The organism is Corynebacterium sp. c8Ua_99, assembly GCF_039907185.1.
Lineage (GTDB): Bacteria > Actinomycetota > Actinomycetes > Mycobacteriales > Mycobacteriaceae > Corynebacterium > Corynebacterium jeikeium_D.
Genome location: NZ_JASBOG010000003.1, coordinates 99,630 through 118,852, shown reverse-complemented (window position 1 = coordinate 118,852; position 19,223 = coordinate 99,630). Strand labels below are relative to the sequence as shown.

At 60.4% G+C, this 19,223-nt stretch carries 20 protein-coding genes and 1 tRNA gene; 14 read left to right on the top strand and 7 right to left on the bottom strand.

Annotation, left to right across the window (positions count from 1 at the left end):
• The 7 genes from QKE19_RS03090 to QKE19_RS03060 all read left to right on the top strand — a co-directional run bounded on the left by QKE19_RS03090 (nucleotide 1) and on the right by QKE19_RS03060 (nucleotide 5,736).
• On the top strand, nucleotides 1–1,041 hold the full coding sequence (locus QKE19_RS03090) for a MazG nucleotide pyrophosphohydrolase domain-containing protein (RefSeq protein ID WP_049182369.1): 1,041 nt from the start codon (nucleotides 1–3) through the stop codon (nucleotides 1,039–1,041).
• 71 nt (nucleotides 1,042–1,112) lie between these two features.
• A complete protein-coding gene (locus QKE19_RS03085) occupies nucleotides 1,113–1,973 on the top strand; it encodes a lytic murein transglycosylase (RefSeq protein WP_049172246.1) in 861 nt (286 codons plus the stop codon).
• A gap of 85 nt (nucleotides 1,974–2,058) precedes the next feature.
• Nucleotides 2,059–3,333 carry a phosphopyruvate hydratase gene (eno, locus tag QKE19_RS03080; protein ID WP_048733955.1) on the top strand — a complete coding sequence of 425 codons (1,275 nt, stop codon included), beginning with the start codon at nucleotides 2,059–2,061 and terminating at the stop codon, nucleotides 3,331–3,333.
• A gap of 112 nt (nucleotides 3,334–3,445) precedes the next feature.
• On the top strand, nucleotides 3,446–3,982 hold the full coding sequence (locus tag QKE19_RS03075) for a septum formation initiator family protein (protein WP_048733957.1): 537 nt from the start codon (nucleotides 3,446–3,448) through the stop codon (nucleotides 3,980–3,982).
• Nucleotides 3,983–4,120: 138 nt separating this feature from the next.
• Nucleotides 4,121–4,657, top strand: coding sequence for a DUF501 domain-containing protein (locus QKE19_RS03070; RefSeq protein WP_049182367.1), 537 nt, complete (start codon nucleotides 4,121–4,123; stop codon nucleotides 4,655–4,657).
• Entirely contained in the window at nucleotides 4,658–5,647 is a 990-nt protein-coding gene (locus QKE19_RS03065; RefSeq protein WP_049172251.1) for a Ppx/GppA phosphatase family protein, read from the top strand. It begins immediately after the preceding gene.
• Between the two features lie 12 nt (nucleotides 5,648–5,659).
• A tRNA-Leu gene (locus QKE19_RS03060) sits at nucleotides 5,660–5,736 on the top strand.
• A gap of 62 nt (nucleotides 5,737–5,798) precedes the next feature.
• Here the strand turns inward: QKE19_RS03060 and QKE19_RS03055 are convergent.
• Nucleotides 5,799–7,382, bottom strand: a complete 1,584-nt coding sequence (locus QKE19_RS03055) for a succinic semialdehyde dehydrogenase (protein ID WP_049190697.1) — start codon at nucleotides 7,380–7,382, stop codon at nucleotides 5,799–5,801.
• A gap of 71 nt (nucleotides 7,383–7,453) precedes the next feature.
• The gene (locus tag QKE19_RS03050; RefSeq protein WP_048733964.1) at nucleotides 7,454–7,786 is read right to left on the bottom strand and encodes a hypothetical protein; all 333 of its coding nucleotides are present in this window, start codon (nucleotides 7,784–7,786) and stop codon (nucleotides 7,454–7,456) included.
• A 235-nt stretch (nucleotides 7,787–8,021) separates the two neighbouring features.
• Between QKE19_RS03050 and QKE19_RS03045 the strand changes: the two genes are divergently transcribed.
• Nucleotides 8,022–8,849: a Bax inhibitor-1/YccA family protein gene (locus QKE19_RS03045; RefSeq protein ID WP_048733966.1), complete on the top strand. Its 828-nt coding sequence runs from the start codon at nucleotides 8,022–8,024 to the stop codon at nucleotides 8,847–8,849.
• Nucleotides 8,850–9,098: 249 nt separating this feature from the next.
• Here QKE19_RS03045 and greA read toward each other — a convergent pair whose 3' ends face one another.
• Both greA and QKE19_RS03035 read right to left on the bottom strand, forming a co-directional pair.
• Entirely contained in the window at nucleotides 9,099–9,611 is a 513-nt protein-coding gene (greA, locus tag QKE19_RS03040; RefSeq protein ID WP_049192847.1) for a transcription elongation factor GreA, read from the bottom strand.
• Between the two features lie 173 nt (nucleotides 9,612–9,784).
• Complete coding sequence (locus QKE19_RS03035; RefSeq protein ID WP_048733970.1) at nucleotides 9,785–10,252, bottom strand: DUF4307 domain-containing protein; 468 nt, start codon at nucleotides 10,250–10,252, stop codon at nucleotides 9,785–9,787.
• 261 nt (nucleotides 10,253–10,513) lie between these two features.
• Between QKE19_RS03035 and mca the strand changes: the two genes are divergently transcribed.
• The 4 genes from mca (at nucleotide 10,514) to QKE19_RS03015 (ending at nucleotide 13,909) form a co-directional block, all read left to right on the top strand.
• Nucleotides 10,514–11,368, top strand: a complete 855-nt coding sequence (gene mca / locus QKE19_RS03030) for a mycothiol conjugate amidase Mca (RefSeq protein ID WP_347890340.1) — start codon at nucleotides 10,514–10,516, stop codon at nucleotides 11,366–11,368.
• 27 nt (nucleotides 11,369–11,395) lie between these two features.
• Nucleotides 11,396–11,680, top strand: a complete 285-nt coding sequence (locus QKE19_RS03025; RefSeq protein ID WP_048733974.1) for a hypothetical protein — start codon at nucleotides 11,396–11,398, stop codon at nucleotides 11,678–11,680.
• Nucleotides 11,681–11,993: 313 nt separating this feature from the next.
• Nucleotides 11,994–13,085, top strand: coding sequence for a 3-deoxy-7-phosphoheptulonate synthase (locus QKE19_RS03020; RefSeq protein WP_101687446.1), 1,092 nt, complete (start codon nucleotides 11,994–11,996; stop codon nucleotides 13,083–13,085).
• 38 nt (nucleotides 13,086–13,123) lie between these two features.
• On the top strand, nucleotides 13,124–13,909 hold the full coding sequence (locus QKE19_RS03015) for an isoprenyl transferase (protein WP_016423188.1): 786 nt from the start codon (nucleotides 13,124–13,126) through the stop codon (nucleotides 13,907–13,909).
• Between the two features lie 30 nt (nucleotides 13,910–13,939).
• Here QKE19_RS03015 and coaA read toward each other — a convergent pair whose 3' ends face one another.
• A complete protein-coding gene (gene coaA / locus QKE19_RS03010; protein WP_042388837.1) occupies nucleotides 13,940–14,875 on the bottom strand; it encodes a type I pantothenate kinase in 936 nt (311 codons plus the stop codon).
• A 150-nt stretch (nucleotides 14,876–15,025) separates the two neighbouring features.
• Here coaA and glyA point away from each other — a divergent pair, with 150 nt between their 5' ends.
• A complete protein-coding gene (gene glyA / locus QKE19_RS03005; protein ID WP_016423186.1) occupies nucleotides 15,026–16,327 on the top strand; it encodes a serine hydroxymethyltransferase in 1,302 nt (433 codons plus the stop codon).
• A gap of 71 nt (nucleotides 16,328–16,398) precedes the next feature.
• On the opposite strand, the gene QKE19_RS03000 is transcribed toward glyA, so the two are convergent.
• Both QKE19_RS03000 and QKE19_RS02995 read right to left on the bottom strand, forming a co-directional pair.
• A complete protein-coding gene (locus tag QKE19_RS03000; protein ID WP_246815947.1) occupies nucleotides 16,399–17,616 on the bottom strand; it encodes an HNH endonuclease signature motif containing protein in 1,218 nt (405 codons plus the stop codon).
• A gap of 158 nt (nucleotides 17,617–17,774) precedes the next feature.
• Nucleotides 17,775–18,356, bottom strand: a complete 582-nt coding sequence (locus QKE19_RS02995) for a GNAT family N-acetyltransferase (RefSeq protein WP_347890339.1) — start codon at nucleotides 18,354–18,356, stop codon at nucleotides 17,775–17,777.
• 80 nt (nucleotides 18,357–18,436) lie between these two features.
• On the opposite strand from QKE19_RS02995, the gene QKE19_RS02990 reads away from it, so the two are divergent.
• Nucleotides 18,437–19,195 carry an enoyl-CoA hydratase-related protein gene (locus tag QKE19_RS02990; protein ID WP_048733985.1) on the top strand — a complete coding sequence of 253 codons (759 nt, stop codon included), beginning with the start codon at nucleotides 18,437–18,439 and terminating at the stop codon, nucleotides 19,193–19,195.
• Nucleotides 19,196–19,223: the final 28 nt, after the last annotated feature.

Below are 19,223 nucleotides of genomic sequence, written 5' to 3'. Positions count from 1 at the left end.
ATGACTATCATCAAGCTCGATAGCCGCTTTCCAACAGCGATTCCGCTGGAAGCCGCTAGCCTGCTGACCGGTGAAGTCAGCTACACCGAAGAAGTCCCGATCCGTGTGCGCTGGGCAATCGCCGACGCCGGTGGGCACTCGGTGTCCCAGGCGGAGATTCTGGTCACCACCGATATGGAAAACGACGAGGTACTCGATCGCCTCGATGCGGGCGAGAAGGTCTACTCGGTCGAGCTGGATGATGCGCAGGACCCAGCAGCTCCGGCAGCTCAGGTTGCGGCGGCTCCCCAGCAGGACTCGGTGAAAGAACCTGAGTCAGAACCGGTTGCAGAGCCAGGGGCAGAGCCTGTTGCAGAACCGCTGACTCCGCAGGAACAGCTTGCCGCAGCTCGTCTGCCCCACGTCGTCGAGGCCGTGGACATCATGGCGGCAGCACGGCGCACGGGGCAGTGGGAAGCTCGCCAGACGCACAAGAGCCTGCTGCCGTATCTCATTGAAGAGACCTACGAGTTTGTCGACGCAGTCAACGAGGGCGGTGACATTCGTAGCGAGCTGTCAGATCTGCTGCTGCAGATCCTCTTCCACGCTGAAATCGCGGAGGACTTCGACTTCGACGATGTGGCGACCGACTTTATTTTGAAGATGCGCGCTCGTCAGCCGTACCTCTTCGACGGCACTGTGGCCGAGGGAGAGATGGTGTCGGAGGAAGAACAGGAGCGACTGTGGGCTTACGGCCGCGGACGTCCGCGCTCGAACCCGGCCACACAGCTGCCAGCTCTGACTTTGGCTGAGGAAGCCATCCGCCGCGCACGTGCACTGGGACTGTCCGATGCAGACATTCCAGTGGAGATTCTGGTCCCGACCCCGGGGCTGGAGACTGAGTCCGGTGCGGAAGAACGGACCCGACAGGCTTCACGCGCATTCCTGACTGAGCTGGCCCAGATGGAGAATCAGCAGGCCGGCAGTGCTGAGCAGTGGGCAGCGGGCAGCGAAGATAACGAAGAGGCTGAGGACTTCGGCCCGTCGGAAAGCGACAGCTAGTTTCCAGCAAAAGTGATTTCTGTCCTCGAGTTTGAGTGATTTTTACGGTCTACCCCGTAGAGTAATTCCCCATGCCTTCTAATTCTCCCTTTGATGAATACGCGCACCCCGCACCCCGCGGGGCGAAGCCGCGTGGCCGCAGTAAGGGGAAAAAGAAGTCCTCGCGAGGATGTGGCTGCCTCGGTCTAACCTCCCTGGCGGTGCTGATTATCATTGGCACGGTTGGGGCGTTGGCGATGTTCACTGGACCCGTTATCCCGTCGTTGACCAAGAAGCCGATTCCGGATAATGTGCCGCCTGCTGCGGCTGAGCCACCGCCGATGATTGATGTCAACGCGCCCGGGCGCACCTCGGAACAGCTCCGACAGTGGGCGCAGCAGATTTCCCCGAAGACTGGTATTTCTGAGGACGCTCTCCGCGCCTACGGCAACGCATATGTGATTGCGGCAGAACAGTTCCCGAACTGCCACCTGGAGTGGAACACGCTTGCAGGACTGGGCAAAGTGGAGACTAATCACGGCACGTACTCGGGCAATTGGCTCAAGCCGGCTCATATCGGCGCCGATGGGGTAGTCAGTCCGACGATTATCGGTCCGCCGCTGGACGGCACGAGTGGGTTTGCTGAGGTTCTCGATACTGACAACGGTGAACTCGACGGTGACACAGAGTATGACCGCGCTGTGGGGCCGATGCAGTTTATTCCCGAGACCTGGCATCGTTTTGCGATGGATGCTTCTGGTGATGGCGTCGCCGACCCCAACAACATCGACGACGCAACTGCGACCACGGCACGGATGCTCTGCAGTGGGGAACGCGACCTCGCCACCCCGGAAGGGTGGGCATCTGCAATTCGCTCGTATAACCAGTCTGAGCAGTATCTTCGCGATGTTCGGGATGCTGCGGCGAACTATGCGCTGAATCAGCCCGCATAGGGTGAAAAGGATTTAAGGCGAAGGTTGGCAAACCGTGCCACAATTGGAGTCATGTGCCGGAACGGTTCCGGCGGAAAGGTGACCTATGGCTGCAATCATCGAGTTGAACGCACGCGAAATTCTGGACTCCCGTGGTAACCCGACCGTTGAGGTTGAGGTGCTGTTGGAAGACGGCGCTGTGGGCCGCGCTGCGGTTCCGTCCGGTGCCTCCACCGGCGTTCATGAGGCACACGAGCTCCGCGATGGCGGAGACCGTTACCTGGGCAAGGGGGTCGAGAAGGCTGTCCGCGCTGTGCTCGAGGAGATTGAGGACGCAATTATTGGCCTCGAGGCTGAGGACCAGCGTCTGGTTGACAAGACCATGATTGAGCTGGACGGCACCGACAACAAGTCCCGCCTGGGTGCTAACGCAATCCTGGGTGTTTCCATGGCTGTTGCCAAGGCTGCTGCTGAGTCCGCTGGCCTGGATCTGTTCCGCTACGTCGGCGGCCCGAACGGTCACGTTCTGCCGGTTCCGATGATGAACATCCTCAACGGTGGCGCACACGCTGACTCCGGCGTTGACGTCCAGGAGTTCATGATTGCTCCGATTGGCGCCCCGACCTTCAAGGAAGCACTGCGCGTCGGTGCTGAGGTCTACCACGCACTCAAGAAGGTCATTAAGGACAAGGGCCTGTCCACTGGCCTCGGTGATGAGGGCGGCTTCGCTCCGTCGGTTGACTCCACCAAGGCTGCTCTTGACCTGATTGTTGAGGCAATTGAGGCTGCAGGCTACAAGTTGGGCGACGATGTCGCTCTGGCTCTCGACGTTGCTTCTTCCGAGTTCTTCAAGGACGGCAAGTACCACTTCGAGGGCGGCGAGCACACCGCTGAGGAGATGGCAGCTGTCTACGCTGACCTGGTTGAGAACTACGCCATCGTCTCCATCGAGGATCCGCTGCAGGAGGATGACTGGGAGGGCTACACCACCCTGACTGCTCAGCTTGGTGACAAGGTCCAGATCGTCGGCGACGACTTCTTCGTCACCAACCCGAAGCGTCTGGCAGAGGGCATTGAGAAGAAGGCCGCTAACGCTCTGCTGGTCAAGGTCAACCAGATTGGTACCCTGTCCGAGACCTTCGAGGCCGTCGCAATGGCTCACAACGCCGGCTACAAGTCCATGATGTCCCACCGCTCCGGTGAGACTGAGGACACCACCATCGCTGACCTGGCTGTCGGCCTGAACTGTGGCCAGATCAAGACCGGTGCTCCGGCTCGCTCCGAGCGCGTTGCTAAGTACAACCAGCTGCTGCGCATCGAGGAGTACCTGGGTGACGCTGCTGTCTACGCTGGTCGCAGCGCATTCCCGCGTTTCAAGTAAAGAGCTGAGGCGCTGCGAAAGCTGCGTCTAGCACTGCCCGTCCGCACCACGCACGTGGTTGTGGGCGGGTTTTTGTTATTTCATCGGCTGGCGGTCGGGTAGAGTGTGGGGCATGAGTGCATCGGACCGATCTCGCCGCGGAACACAGTCGCGCCCTGCAGGGGCGGGGCAGCGTTCGGCAGCGGCAATCGCATCGGGAATGCGCTCGCTGAGCACGGCACAGAAGATCGGTATTGGTCTGCTGGTGCTTTTCTTAGTATCTGTTCTCGCAATTCCGCTGCGGACTTTTGCACAACAGCAGGCGGATGTAGCCGCAACGCAGGACAATATTGCTCGCATGGAACAGCGAATTAAGCAGTTAGAGGATGAAAAGGAGCTGTACTCCAACCCCGCCTATGTTAAGGAGCAGGCACGTCTGCGCCTGGGGCTGGTAGAGCCGGGGGAGACCCCATTCCGTATCCTCGATCCGGCCGTGGGCGAACAGCCTGTGACGCAGCCGGAGGAAATTCCGCAGCACCAGGCCAAGAAGTGGTACGAGACGCTGTGGGATTCTATTTCCATCCCGCCCGAACCCGAAGAGACTCGCCCTAATCCGGGGCGCGATCAGGCAACGAGGCCAGAGAGCTTGCCGACGGTACCGGAGTCCTAAACCTCCGTAGGGCTACCTGGGGCCTCTCGGTGAGGTTGCATGCGCGGCGGAGTGTGCCGTCGTAAAGCGAAACAACGCGCTTGTAAGGCGACTGTGAGATTATGTGTCAGTAAAACGGAAGCAAAAGGAGTGTGACCGATGTCTGTGGATACCGCAGATTTGGAAGTGATAGCGGAGCAGCTCGGACGTGAACCGCGGGGTGTAGTGGACATCTCTTACCGCAGCCCCGACGGCACTCCTGGTGTGGTCAAGACGAAGCCGCGCTTGGACGATGGCACTCCGTTTCCCACGCTCTTTTACCTAACTGATCCGCGACTCACCGCCGAGGCCTCTCGGTTGGAGACGACTGGCGTGATGAAGGAAATGACCGCGCGTCTGGAAAGCGACGAAGAGCTCGCCGCCGATTACCAGCGTGCACATGAGGCGTTTCTGGCAGAGCGCAATGAGATGGAAGACCTGGGCACGGACTTCTCCGGTGGCGGCATGCCGACGCGCGTGAAGTGCCTACACGTTCTTATTGCCTACGCGCTGGCCAAGGGGCCGGATCACTTCCGACTGGGTACTGAGTCGGTGGCGCTGGCGGCGGAGAACGAGAAGCTGCGCGGCACCGCGATTCCCGCAGATTGGCCCACGATTGCCGAGCTCGGTATTGCGTATCCGGGGGTGGAGGGATAAATGACGACCCTCGCTGCCGTCGACTGCGGCACTAATTCGCTTCGCCTGCTTATCAGCCGGGTCGAGGTTGTCGATGGAGTTCTCGAAATCACAGAACTGCACCGACTGATGGAAATCGTCCGCCTTGGCCAGGGCGTGGATGCCACTGGCATGCTGGCTCCAGAGGCGCTGGAGCGCGTGCGGGAGGCTCTGACGAAGTATGCGGAGCTGATGCAGGTCGAAAAAGTGCAAGCAGTCCGAATGGTGGCGACATCGGCGACACGCGACGCAAGCAACCGCGACGATTTCTTCGCCATGACCCGCGAGATTCTCGCTCCGTGGGGTGCAGAGGCCGAGGTTATTTCCGGCGACGAGGAAGCCGCGCTGTCCTTCCGCGGTGCAGTCGATGACTTGGAGCCCGAGCTCGGTCCGTATTGCGTCATCGACGTCGGTGGCGGCTCCACCGAGGTAATTGTCGGTGACCACGATGGTACGGTAGCCGGTTCTGATTCCGTGGCTATGGGCAGTGTGCGCTTGACCGAACGGTTCCTGCAGGCCTCGCCACCGACGGCGGAACAGGTCCAGGAGGCGCGTTCGTATGTTGCGGAGCTGGCCGACGAGATTGTTGCGAAGGTGCCTGTCGACAAGGCTCGCACCATCGTCGGCTGCGCCGGGACCTTCACCACGCTGTCGGCGCTGGCACAGGGGCTAGAAACCTACGACCCGGAGGCAATCCACCTGTCGCAGCTGCGCTTTGCGGCGTTGCGTGCGCTGACCGCGTCCGTGATTGAGACCGACGCGGAGTCCCTCGCTGCCAATCCCGTGATGCATCCGAAGCGCGCGGATGTCTTCGCCGGCGGTTCCATCATTGTGGACGGTCTGATGGACATGTTTGAGGCGCTGCCACTTTCCGAGGCAGCGAAGGAAGAGCAGCGCTTTTTCTACATCAGCGAGAAGGATATCCTCGACGGAATTGTGGCGAGTTTGGTAGACACCCATATCGCCCATTAATCTTTCTTAGGGGCCCCTATAGCCCAATTGGCAGAGGCAGAGGACTTAAAATCCTTTCAGTGTGGGTTCGAGTCCCACTGGGGGCACCAAAAGGCCAGGTCAGAGAGTTTTCTGACCTGGCCTTTTGCTATCTGTGCGCGCTGCACACGTATTACGGCAGGACGTTGAACTTCTTGCCGAGGACAAGTGCCGTATTGAACACCTTCGAGTACAGCTCACGCGGCATCTGCGGCATCGACACCGGGGAAAGACGCTGCACGGTCACTGTCTGCTCATCGGTGTACTTCAGCAGGCCGCCCGCTGCTTGACGACGGCCCACACCCGAATCCTTGAAACCACCCATCGGGGCATCGACAGACGCGAAGGCCGCAGCAAAACCATCGTTGACATTGACGGTACCGGCCTCAAGCTGTGGAGCCAGCTCCTTTGCGCGACGCGGGGAGGTCCACAGCGAAGCGTTGAGGCCATAACGGGAATCGTTGGACTTGGCGATAGCCTCATGGACGTCCGAGACACGCTGGAGGACTACCACCGGGCCGAATACCTCTTCGGTCAGCAGGGCGACGCCCTCCGGGACGTCGGTAAGCACGGTCGGTTCGTAGAACAGCGGTCCCAGATCCGGGCGAGGACGACCGCCGGCCAGCACGGTGGCGCCGGCCTCGATGGCCTCGTCGACCATGGACTTGACGATGTCGAACTGGCCCTGCGACTGCAGACAGCCCATCTCGGTTTCCCATTCGTAGCCAGCGCCGATGGACATTGCCTTCACGCGGTCGGTGAATGCCGGGACGAATTCGTCCCAGACGGAGTCCACGACATAGATTCGCTCAATGGACACGCACAGGTGACCGGAGTTGGTGAAACAGCCGATGCGTGCGCCCTCGACCGCGCGGTTGATGTTGGCATCTTCGGCGACAATCAACGGGTTCTTGCCGCCGAGCTCCGCGGAGAAACTAATCAGGCGCTCGCCGCACTGCTGCGCCAGCGAGCGGCCGGTCTCGGAGGAGCCGGTGAACATCAGGAAGTCACACTGGCCGACAATGCCCTGGCCGACAACGCGACCGGGACCTGGAATGACCTGGAAGAGATCCTCCGGAAGGCCAGCGCGGTAGAGCAAATCGACAGCGAAGAGAGCAGTAAACGGAGTGGTGCTGTCCGGCTTGAGCACGATGGCGTTACCGGCCATCAGTGCAGCCAGCGCATCGGAAACCGCGAGGGTCAGCGGGTAGTTCCACGGAGCAATAACACCGACGACGCCCTTTGGGTGGTGGTAGACGGTGGTCTTGGAAAGTACCGGGACCGCGCCGTGCGCTCGCTTCGGCTCAAGCAGTTTCGGGCCCTGATTGCCGTAGTAGCGGGCGGTGATAGCGGTGTGTACGAGCTCCTCGTGGGCACTGGCGCGGTTTTTACCGGTCTCGGCCTGCAGCAGGTCCAGCACCTGGTCGCAGTGGGTAAAGAGCAGGTCGTGGAAGTGGTGCAGCACTTCGCCGCGCTTTTCCGGCGCCATGCGGGCCCACTTCTTCTGCGCGGCACGGGCACGCTTGAAGGCCTCGTCGACATCGGCCTGGGTACCGACAGGAATCTGCGCCAGCTCCTGGCCGGTAAATGGTGCCGAGATAGTGGCGGTCTTCGACTTATCAGCTACCGTGACGCGCTGAAGAAGGCGGGCAACGAGCTCGTCGTTAAGCGGATTGCGGATGGTAGTTCGGTTTGTCGTAGCAGTAGATGCTGTCATGGCACAGATACTACTGTTGCGCGGCGCCCCGAGATAGTAAATTTGGCAAAACTACAAAAACTTAGAAAACTTTAGTAAGTAGTCCAGCCCATCCGACGGTTGCGGTCCGGGTCGCGCGGGCCATCGTTGCCGAACTCGAACGGTTCGTGGCCGTCGACATCGCCGTAACGCATCTCCGGGTCATCATCCAGATCGTCGTCGACGTCGATGTCCGGCTTTTCCTCGGCCAACCGCTTGCCGAGAGTGTCATGCGGAGAAGCGCCCCGCCAGCGGTCCGGCGGATCCATTACATAATTCTCGCCATCACCGGTGAGGAAGTCGCCATCGAGTCCCTCTGAGCCATCGAGCGTGGTCTCGTCGAAATCACCAGTGGTATCCGGATCGTAGTCAAGGCCATCAGACATCTTGACCAACCTCCTGTTTCGTAATCACTCATGTGGTGCCCACGCCTGGCGACTGTGAGTTTTTCCGCGATTACAAAATCACCGCCAGCAGGCGAGGAATTACCTTGATACTAACTGTTTTTCAGGGTTGGGAACAATACCTTTACATCGCCCGTTGTAGAAAGTGTAGGCAAACGTAAGCGCGTGTGCCTGAATACAAAACGTAAGAAAAACTGAGAAAAGAAAGAAGGACGACGTGCGCGAAAGCAGCAATCCTGCATTCAGTTCACTTACTAAGACCGTCGCCCGCGGACAGGCGGGCGCACATCACTACGGCCAAGGTCAGATGGGCGCTGGCTACGGGGATAACCCGTACCAGTCGCAGGTTGCCGCCGACTACCGTCCGATGACGGTCGACGATGTCGTTTCCAAGACCGGCATCACGCTGGCAACCATCATCGTTTTGGCTGCGGTCAATTTCTTCATTGCCGTCAGTGTCTCCACCAGCCTGGCCATGATTCTGACCATTGTCGGCGCCATCGGTGGTCTGATTACTGTTTTGGTTTCCACCTTCGGCAAGAAGTACGGCTCCGCGCCGGTTACCCTCACCTACGCGGCCTTCGAGGGCCTCTTCGTCGGTGGCATCAGCTTCATGTTCACCGCTCCAATTCAGGGCGTTGCCGCTGGTGCGCTGATTATGCAGGCAGTGCTGGCCACCCTGGGTGTCTTCATCGGTATGCTCTTCGTCTACAAGTCGGGCGCTATCCGCGTGACCCCGAAGTTCACCCGTTTTATGAGCGCGGCTCTGATCGGTGTGCTGGTCCTCATGCTGGGCAACCTGGTGCTCTCCCTGTTCGGCCTGGGCTTCCCGCTGCGTGACGGCGGCATGCTGTCGATCATCTTCTCGCTGGTCTGCATCGGCCTGGCAGCCTTCAGCTTCCTGATTGACTTCGATCAGGCTGACCGCCTGGTCCGCGCTGGCGCTCCGGCTCAGTACGCCTGGGGTGTCGCCCTCGGCCTGGCTGTGACCCTGGTCTGGCTCTACACCGAGATTCTGCGTCTGCTGTCCTACTTCAGGGACTAAACGCTAGAAAACTAACTAACGCACAAGCGCCGGTTAGCCCGTTATTACGGGTTGGCCGGCGCTTTGTTGTTGGCAGTCGACGTATTGACCGATAGGGCTGTGCAGTGTGACGTCGTAAAGCGCGATATCGAAGCGGGAGAGGGCACAAAAAATGGACCGATAGGCCATATGGGCTTCTATCGGTCCAAGAATCGGGCACTGTGGCCCGAAGTTGCCGCCTGGGTTGAGGCGGTCTAACGCCGGGAGCGCTTAGGCGTCCATCTCCGGGTCGTACGGCTCAGCCTTGACCACAGTGACAGACACTTCGTCGCCGCTCGGGGAAGCGTAAGTGCGGGTCTCGCCCTCCTTAGCGCCGACCAGAGCCTTGCCCAGCGGGGAATCGGTGGAGTAGGTCTCCAGGTTCGGGTTGGAGGAGTCAGCGCCACGGGTACCGATGAGGAAGGTCTCGGTGTCGTCTTCGTCGCCGTCGTAGTAGACGTGGACCACGGTGCCGACCAGAGCCACACCGGACTCCTGCGGAATCTCGCCGACGGTGGCGCGCTGGAGCAGGTCTTCGAGGTAGCGGATGCGTGCCTCTTCCTGTCCCTGCTGCTCACGAGCGGCATCGTAGCCGGCGTTTTCCTTCAAGTCGCCCTCTTCGCGGCGCTCGTTAATCTCGGCGGCGATGACCGGGCGGTTTTCATATAGCGCCTCAAGCTCGCCCTTGAGCTTGTCGTAGGACTCCTGGGTGAGCCATGGGCTATTGTTCTTTGCCTCAGTCATGGTTCCTCCTGTGTTTTGGCTATTTAATACAAAAGCGGCCCCGCTTGGGGCCGTCGGCTGCGTCACAGGATAGCACTGTCACGCCACATGGCAATAACAGGCGCGTCGGAGTGTTGTCGCGCACGCTTTACGACGTGCCGTGGAAGCGCATAATCCTCAGTTGCGAAAGGAGGTTACTTCGCAGGTGCGAGGAACTCCGGAATGTCGGTGGAGCAGCCGTAGACATCGCCTGCGACGGCCAGCTCGCGGGTGGCAATGGGGACGTCCATACGCACCGTAGCGGGGCCGCCGCCCGGAATGAATACGTCGCGACGGCCGACCTCTGCCACGTCATAGTTCAGCGCGTAGATAATGCAGTAGCTATCCAGCTCCGGCTTTTCGCGGGTGACGTCCAGCGTGAAGATGAACTGCTCATCTTCCTTACCTGGAGTGCGGCTCCAGCCCGCTTGCGTTGCAGAGACATCCGGGGCGGAGACGCGGTTCATCTGAACGAAGATGTATGCGCCGGCGATGACGAGCATGCCAACAATAGCGATAACAACCAATTTTGCGGGGAGAGTGCGACTGTTATCCCCATAGCGCTCGCGCTGCCCGTTAGGCGCTGCGGTATTTCGGGTGTTTCGCTCCGAACTTTCAGCCATGCTTTTTAGCCTATCGGAGTTCTTGGTCGACGTGGTAAAATGTTGACAGTTAAACAATCTTTCTGGTGTGGCGCGGTGTCCTGCTGCTATGTCGTTCCACCGAGTAGCGATGCTGCGTGGTCATATGATGGTGCAGCGCTATAGTGGGGCGGTATTGAAACGGTGCTGTAGTAGCATCGTTGCGGTCGAAGGGCCCCGGCCTCGGCCAGAAAACATGGACTGAGATAGTAGCGGGAGTGACTTCAATTGGCACTTCGTCTGATGGCGATTCACGCTCATCCTGATGACGAATCGAGCAAGGGCGCCGCAACAATGGCCCGATATGTGGCGGAAGGGCATCGCGTCAAAGTGGTGACCTGCACCGGCGGTGAGGCCGGTAGCATTCTCAACCCGGCGATGGATCGGCCGGAGGTGCGGGAGAATATCGCCTCGGTGCGCGTTAACGAAATGGCTGCAGCCGCTGAGATTCTCGGTGTTGAACATGAGTGGCTCGGCTTTACCGACTCCGGTCTGCCTGCGGGTAACCCGGTGCCGGTGCTGTCGCACGGTGTGTTTGCGCGCCAATCGGTCGAGGATGCGACCAAGCCTCTCATTCGGACCATCCGGGAATTCCGCCCGCACGTTGTCATTACTTACGACGAAAACGGTGGTTACCCGCACCCGGACCACATCATGACCCACATCGTGTCCATGCGCGCTTGGCTGGAGTCCGGAACGGATAAGTACCCCGAACTCGGTGAACCATGGGAGATTTCCAAGCTCTACTACACCCACGGTTTCATCAAGGCGCGCCTCATCGCGCTGGATAACTACTACCGTGACAACGGCTTGGAAAGTCCGCTGGCCGAGTCCTTCCGTCGTTGGACTAAGACTCCCGGCGACATCATGACCCGCGTGACCACGCAGGTCGAGTGCGGCGATTACTTCCAGCAGCGGGATCAGGCGCTGCTGGCGCACGCCACGCAGATCGATCCGAACGGGCCATTCTTCGCCGTGCCGGTAGACATTCAGCAGCGCGTTTGGCCGACCGAAGAGTTTGAGCTCGCCCGCACTCGCGGGCAGACTGAGCTGCCAGAGACCGATCTCTTCGCCGGTATCGACCCCGACGCGGAATAGTCCGGAATTAACGCTAAGCTGGAACTCATGATTGAAAGCTTCGATGCCTTGGCGGCTCGCACGACAATTTTCCTGGCGCAGAACCCCACTGGTCCGCGGGGTGCTGACTTCGGTAAGGCCTCTCCTATTGGCCTGCTCATCATTGTCGTTTTGCTCATCGTCATCCTGGCTCTCGGCTGGGATCTCTCGCGGCGCGCGAAGCGCATGGCCGCCCGCCGGAAGTTTGCCGAGGCGCACGGTATGGATCCCTTTGATTCCGAGGCCGTGGATAAAGCGATGGCTGCAGCAGAGCAGCGTCGTGAAGCGGAGTAGTTAGCGTCAAGGCATGTGCGCGCCGCTTGACGACGGGCAATGTGTGCACCCCTGATTGTTTCCCATGTGGCGGGATTTGGAGTTCGAATTGCGGGATTCTAGGCAGTGCGCTACAGTCAAGCACATGCGTATGTGGCGATTTTATTTTTCGAAGGCTCCGGAGGCAGTGACGACATAGTCACAGCCGGCGGCTAATCGTCACGTCGCCACCAACCGGAGCCAAAGGCAGCAGCCCCAACCAATCGGGGCGCTGCCTTTTGTCGTATCTACAGCCAAAATGCGCAACTAATCACCCAGAGAAAAGAGACCTCAGATGACCCCTCCAACTTCCCTCGAAGCCCCCGCCTCGACCGCGAACCGCCGCGTCGTAGCCTTCCACGACCTGCCCTCCCCAGAAGAGGTCATGGCCAAACAGCCACTGACCCCAAACCTGGTTAACGAGGTAGAGCAGTCGCGACTCGACGTCGCCCGCGTCATCGCCCGTGAAGACGATCGTCTGCTGGTCGTTGTCGGCCCGTGCTCCATTCACGACCCTGAGGCCGCCATCGACTACGCCCGCCGCCTGAAGGCCACCGCCGATGAGCTCGACGAGGACCTGCTGGTCGTCATGCGCGTCTACTTCGAAAAGCCGCGCACCACCGTCGGCTGGAAGGGACTCATCAACGACCCCGACCTGGATAGCTCCTTCAAAATCAACAAGGGCCTGCACATGGCCCGCGAGGTACTCATCGAGGTCCTGCGCACCGGCCTGCCCGCCGGCGCCGAATTCCTCGAGCCCAACAGCCCGCAGTACATTTCCGACGCCGTCTCCTGGGGTGCGATTGGTGCGCGTACCACGGAGTCGCAGGTCCACCGCCAGCTCGCTTCCGGACTTTCCGTGCCCATCGGCTTCAAGAACGGCACCGACGGCAATGTCCAGGTCGCCGTGGACTCGCTGGTCTCCGCAGCAAACCCGCACTTCTTCTTCGGCATGAACGACCAAGGCCGCGCCGCCGTCGTCGAAACCGCCGGCAACCACAACTGCCACATCATCCTCCGCGGTGGCACCTCCGGCCCGAACTGGGACGAGGCATCGCTTAACGACGCCGAAGCCCGCCTGAACAAGGCCGAGCAAACCGTCAGCATTATGGTGGACGCCTCCCACGCCAATTCCGGAAAATCCGAGGTGCGCCAGGCCGAGGTCGTTGAGGAACTCGGCAAGCTCATCGGGGGCGGCGACGAGCGCATCACCGGCATCATGATGGAGTCCTTCCTCGAAGCCGGCGCGCAAAAAATTACCGATGGTCGTAAGGGCCTCGTATACGGCAAGTCCGTCACCGATGCGTGCATGGATTGGGAAACCACCGACCGGTTGCTGCGTACGCTTGCGGCAGAAGTTCGGAAGCGTCGGCAGGCACGCGACTAAGCACAAAGTGGCCGTGCCCATTGGGTAGGGTTACATATGTGAAAGAAAACCAGCCGTCCTCACTCCGGCGGATCGCCTATCCGCTCTACGAGCGCAAACTAGCCCAAGAGCTAGAAGGAAAACCTCGCCCCAAGCACGTTGCCATCATGGCCGATGGCAACCGCCGCTGGGCGAGGGAGGCTGGATTCACCGACGTCAGCCACGGCCACCGCGTCGGCTCCCGCAAAATCGCAGAATTCGTCGGCTGGTGCGCCGAGCAGGAAATCGAGCTGGTCACCATCTACCTGCTCTCCACCGAAAACCTCGGGCGAGACCCCGAAGAGCTGGAATTACTGTTCGACATCATCGCCGACGTCGTCGACGAATTGGCGCAATCGCCTAACGACGTGCGCCTGCGCATGGTCGGCCACCTCGAGCTCCTTCCGGAAAGAATGACCGCCCGGCTGCGTCACGACGAAGAAGTCACCGCGAACAACACCGGCATCCAGGTCAACATTGCCGTTGGCTACGGCGGCCGGCAGGAAATCGTCGACGCAGTACGCAGAATCATCCGGGAATCAGTCGCCGAGGGAATCGATGCTTCCGAGCTTGAGGAGCGCATCACCACCGATGCCATTTCTCGCCGCCTCTACACATCCGGACAACCGGACCCCGATCTAGTCATCCGCACTTCCGGAGAACAGCGGCTCAGCGGCTTCCTCCTCTGGCAAACCGCCTACTCCGAGATTTGGTTCACCGATACCTACTGGCCCGAGTTCCGCCGCATCGACTTCCTCCGCGCACTTCGAGACTTTTCGCAGCGCTCACGCCGCTTCGGCAAATAACCTCCCTACATCCGGAAAAATTTCCGGATGTTAGAGTTTGCGCATCCGGACCCTCGAAACCTTGTGGTCCCGAGACTTCGTCAGAACTAATGACGCACGCACTCGAGTGGGCAAAATATTTTCCGTAAGGTTCGGCAAGTTCACCTGCTGCCAAATGCGTCGGGCCACCTCGGCCGCAGCTTCGTCGTCAAGCGTGGCGTAATCCGCGAAGTGCGCGCCCGGAGCGCGAAACGCCGTCTGGCGGAGACGGAGGAAACGGCTGATGTACCAACGCTCGATGTCCGCGCGCGGGGCATCGACGTAGACACTGAAATCGAAAAGATCGGAAATCATCAGCGTCGGGCCCGTCTGCAAAACGTTGAGCCCCTCGAGAATGAGAATGTCCGGACGGTCAACATCGACGAACTCATCCGGCACCCGGTCATAGAGCGTGTGTGAATACACCGGCGCCTTCACATGCCGCGCCCCCGACTTCACCGCCGTGACAAACCGCATCAACGCACGCTGATCATACGACTCCGGATACCCCTTGCGCTGCATAATCCCACGGCGATTCAATTCCTCAGAAGGGTAGAGGAAGCCATCAGTAGTAACCAAGTCCACCCGCGGATTAGTCTCCCAGCGCTCGAGCAGCACCTGCAGCAAACGCGCCGTCGTTGACTTGCCGACCGCCACCGAACCCGCGACGCCGATAATAAACGGCACCGACGCCCCCTTCGAAGGATTTTCCCCAAGGAAGTTCGACGTTACGGCGTTCAGCTCCCGATGCGCCGCCACACGCATGTGAATCAGACGAGAAAGCGGAAGATAGACCTCGGCGACTTCGTCCAGGTCGATGTTTTCACCGATACCGGAAAGTCGTTCAGCTTCCTCTTCCGTCAGCACCAGAGGCATATTCTTGCGCATTTCGCGCCACTGCTCGCGTTTGAACTCGACGTACGGGCTGGGGGATGTTGCGCGCGTCATACTTCCAATTGTGCCAAGGGGGTGCCGAAAACCGGAAAACGAGTCAATAAAGGGGGCATACCTGAATGGTGCTGCTTTCGTGGTTTGCCCCATAAAGGGCTAGCATGGCCTGTGGCATTGAAGTTTCATTGAAAGGTCGAAAACCTACTCATGACCGGGTCTAACAATAACGATGTCCGCTACCAATCGCTGCGTGAACTCGATCCCGACCTCGCAGAGGCAATGGCAGGGGAGCTCTCTCGTCAGCGTGACATGCTCGAAATGATTGCTAGTGAGAACTTTGTTCCACGTGCAGTGCTGCAAGCTCAGGGCTCGGTTCTGACCAACAAGTACGCCGAAGGCTACCCGGGTCGTCGTTACTACGGTGGCTGCGAATACGTCGACGTCGTCGAGGACATGGCTCGCGACCGCGCCAAGGAGCTCTTCGGCGCTGAGTTCGCCAACGTTCAGCCACACGCAGGTGCGCAGGCAAACGCTGCCGTTCTGCATGCGCTGATCAACGCCGGTGACAAGATTATGGGCCTCGACCTGGCACACGGCGGTCACCTGACCCACGGCATGAAGCTGAACTTCTCCGGCAAGCTCTACCACGTCGCCGCATACGGTGTGGACAAGGACACCATGCGGATCGATATGGACAAGGTGCGTGAGCAGGCGCTCGCAGAAAAGCCGGATGTTCTCATCGCAGGTTGGTCGGCGTACCCGCGCCACCTCGACTTCGAAGCTTTCCGTTCCATCGCCGATGAGGTCGGTGCGAAGCTGTGGACGGACATGGCGCACTTCGCAGGTCTGGTTGCCGCCGGTCTGCACCCGTCGCCGGTTCCGCATTCTGACGTTGTGTCGACCACCGTTCACAAAACCCTCGGTGGTCCACGTTCGGGCATGATTTTGGCCAAGCAGGAGTACGCCAAGAAGCTGAACTCCGCTGTTTTCCCGGGGCAGCAGGGTGGCCCGCTGATGCACGCCATCGCCGGCAAGGCCGTGGCGCTGAAGATTGCTGGTACCGAGGAGTTCAAGGAGCGCCAGGAGCGCACTCTGGCTGGTGCCCGCATTCTGGCTGAGCGTCTCACCGCTTCCGACTGCGCCGAGGCTGGCGTCGATGTTCTCACTGGCGGCACCGATGTCCACCTGGTTCTGGCGGATCTGCGCAATTCTGAGATGAACGGCCAGGAGGCCGAGGATCTGCTCCACGCTGTTGGCATTACCGTCAACCGCAATGCTGTTCCGTTTGACCCGCGTCCTCCGATGGTTACATCCGGACTTCGTATCGGTACTCCGGCGCTGGCCACCCGTGGTCTCGACGAGAAGGCCTTCACCGAGGTCGCCGATGTCATCGGTACTGCTCTCGCCGCCGGCAAGAATGCGGATGTTGACTCCCTGCGTGCTCGTGTTTCGAAGATTGCTCAGGAATTCCCGCTTTACGACGGTATCGAGGACTGGAACCTCATCTAAATCTGCGTTTTTGCAGCGCAAGTACCCGTTCTAGCAGTGCGCTAGGACGGGTTTTTGCTTTCATCCGGGTTTTAGTCCGGAGGTGGTGGCTCCGGCCCGAGCTGTTTCGTCGTGCCCGCCCGGTATCCGGCGTAGGACCTCCCGGACATTGATGTCACAAATGAGTTGCTAAACAGCGGCGGCCGAGTTTTATCCGGCGGGCGCCATCGAATATGTCCGGATGTGGGGATACGTTCGAGGTGGCCGTTGCGTCCTTCCCGGTCGTCGTCGTTAAGCCCGTTGTGTTCGCGGCAGACCATGGTGAGGTTGTCCAGCGTGGTTGTGCCGCCGTGTTTGTGGGCGACTAGGTGGTGCGCTTGTCCGCTATAGGCGGGGCGTTCACAGCCGGGCCAGGCGCAGATGGGGTTGTCGATGAGCATCGCGATGCGCTGCTCTTCAGTCGCCAGGCGGGGGTTGCCGATGGGAAATAAGTCCGTAATGGCGCTGTGTTCGTCGTAAAGCACGGCCCACCCGGTGTCGGCGAGTAGGGCGTTAAGGAAGACGTCGGGGGCGAGCGCGGAGCCGTTGGTGGTGGCGGCGAATCGCGGGCTGTAGTCGATGAGGTCTTGTGCGGTGATGATGATGGCGGGTTGGTAGCGCATTTCATCGAGCTTGTCGACGGGCGTTGCGGCATCGGCATGCTCGAGGCGCTCGGCAAGCGCTTGGCCGACGCAGCGGTCGTGGGAAAACTCCGGATGGGACTTCCGGATTTCTGCGGCACGGATGGTAAGCGGCGACAGGAGATTGTCGAGCATATCCGAGGGACCGGAGATGTGGAAGTGCTTCATTCCCCGGATGTCTACCTTCCGGGAAAATCGGGCGCGTAGGTGCTGGGGTGGCTCGTCTTCGGTGTTGAGCTCGGTGAGAGTTTCCCGCATGTAGAGATCGAGTTCTTCGAAGCCGAGGCGTTCGGCGGCAGCGACGAATGTGAGGCGGAGGTTGTCGTGGAGTTCGGCGTTGTTGGCTTGGCGGCTGCGCTTGTCGATAAGCACGCAGGTGTCCAGGCTGAGGCCGAGCTGGCGCGCAAGGGCGGTGGCGTCTTCGCGGGCTTTGGTGTTTTCTTCGGTGTCAGCGGGTTGGAGATAGTGGGCGGCGACGCGTAGCAAAAGCCGGAGGCGCGCCGGGTCAAGGCCGAGGGTTGCCGCCAGGTGGGAGGTGGCGTCGTGGCCGTCGGGACGCGCGGCGTGGAGTTCCGCTAGCGTGTCCATTCCGCGCGAGGCCAGTGCGGCGAGCGTCCCAAGAACTGTCATGCCTTTGAAGGTAAAAGTCCGGATGTAGGGGGACAACGCCTATGGGGGCAGGCTGTGGATAAGTCAGCCGGTTTAGCAGTTATCCACATCCGGACTTTTCACCGCGCAAACGCACCGCAGCTGCACCGCCGTATCGCCGCACCACGCGCTGCCGTCTGTTACGCCCCGAAGTCAGCGAGCGGCTGTCCGGTGAGGCGGAAGGTGTCCCATTCGTCCATGGGGAAGGCGCCGAGGGAGCGGTAGAAATCGATGGAGGGTTGATTCCACTTCAGGACGCACCACTCGACACGTGAGTAGCCTCGCTCCACGGCAATTCGCGCGAGGTTCTGCAGCAGTGCTTTGCCCTTGCCGGTGCCGCGTGCCTCGGGGCGGACGTAGAGGTCTTCGAGGTAGATGCCGTGGGTGCCTTCCCAGGTGGAGTAGTTGAGGAACCACAGTGCAATGCCGTCGAGGCGCGGGCTGCCGCCACCAACACCACCAACACCGCCATCACCGCCACCAACACCGCCATCACCGCCACCAACACCGCCATCACCGCCACCGGCGCCGTCGTCCAAATTTCCGGATGTGGAGTCGACGACGTGGCAGAAAATCGCAGGGTTGTCCCCGAAGAGCTGTTCGCGCAGGCGCTCGGGGGTCAGTCGGACGGCATCGGGTTCTTTTTCGTAGGCCGCCAGGTCTTTGATGAGGTCGACGATCTCGTGGACGTCGTCAGGCGTGGCGGGGCGTGGAAGTGTCATGTGTCCCTTGTTACTCGCGGCGAGTGATTTGGTGCAAAAGTGCGTCCGAGGCGGGGGAGATTGCGATAACCTGCGAGGTTATGAGCAACGTTACTCAAGACTTTTCCGACGGCATTCTAGCCATCACCATCGACCGCCCGGATGCCTATAACTCCCTGGATAAGAATCTCCGCTTGGAGCTGAAAGCCGCTTTTGAGCGTGCGCAGGAGCCGGATGTGCGCGCTGTTATCCTGCTCGGCGGGCCGAAGGCGTTTTGTACGGGCCAGGATTTGAAGGAGCACATTTCTGACCTGCAGTCCGGCGCCGGCATGGGCAAGGTTGTCGAGGAGTACAACCCGATGGTCGCGGAGCTGACCGCGATTAACGTTCCGGTTATTGCAGCTATCGAAGGTGCTGCGGCGGGTGCCGGCTGGTCGTTGGCGCTGCACTGTGATTTCCGTATCGCGGGCCCGAAGGCGTCGTTCAAGGCGGCGTTCCCGTCGATTGGCCTGGCCACGGACTGTGGCATGTCGGCGCTGCTGCCGCGCATGGTCAGTGACGCGAAGGCGCGTGAGCTGTTGTTCTTCGATAAGAAGGTGCTTGCCGACGAAGCCCTGAGCCTCGGCCTGGTCACTGAAGTGGTGGATAATCCAGCGACTCGGGCACGTGAGTTGGCTGCCCAGTTTGCGGCGGGGCCGACGGCCGCGCTGAAGGAGATTAAGGCTCTGCTGCGCCGGGATACCTTGTCTGCCGCTGCGGCGGAGGCGGACGCGCAGGCTCGTTTGGCGGTCTCGGCCGACCATAAGGAAGCGGTGGCCGCGTTCTTGGAGAAGCGACCACCGCATTTCGTAGGTGAGTAAGGCAGATACCTGGAGTGGCAGGGGAGAG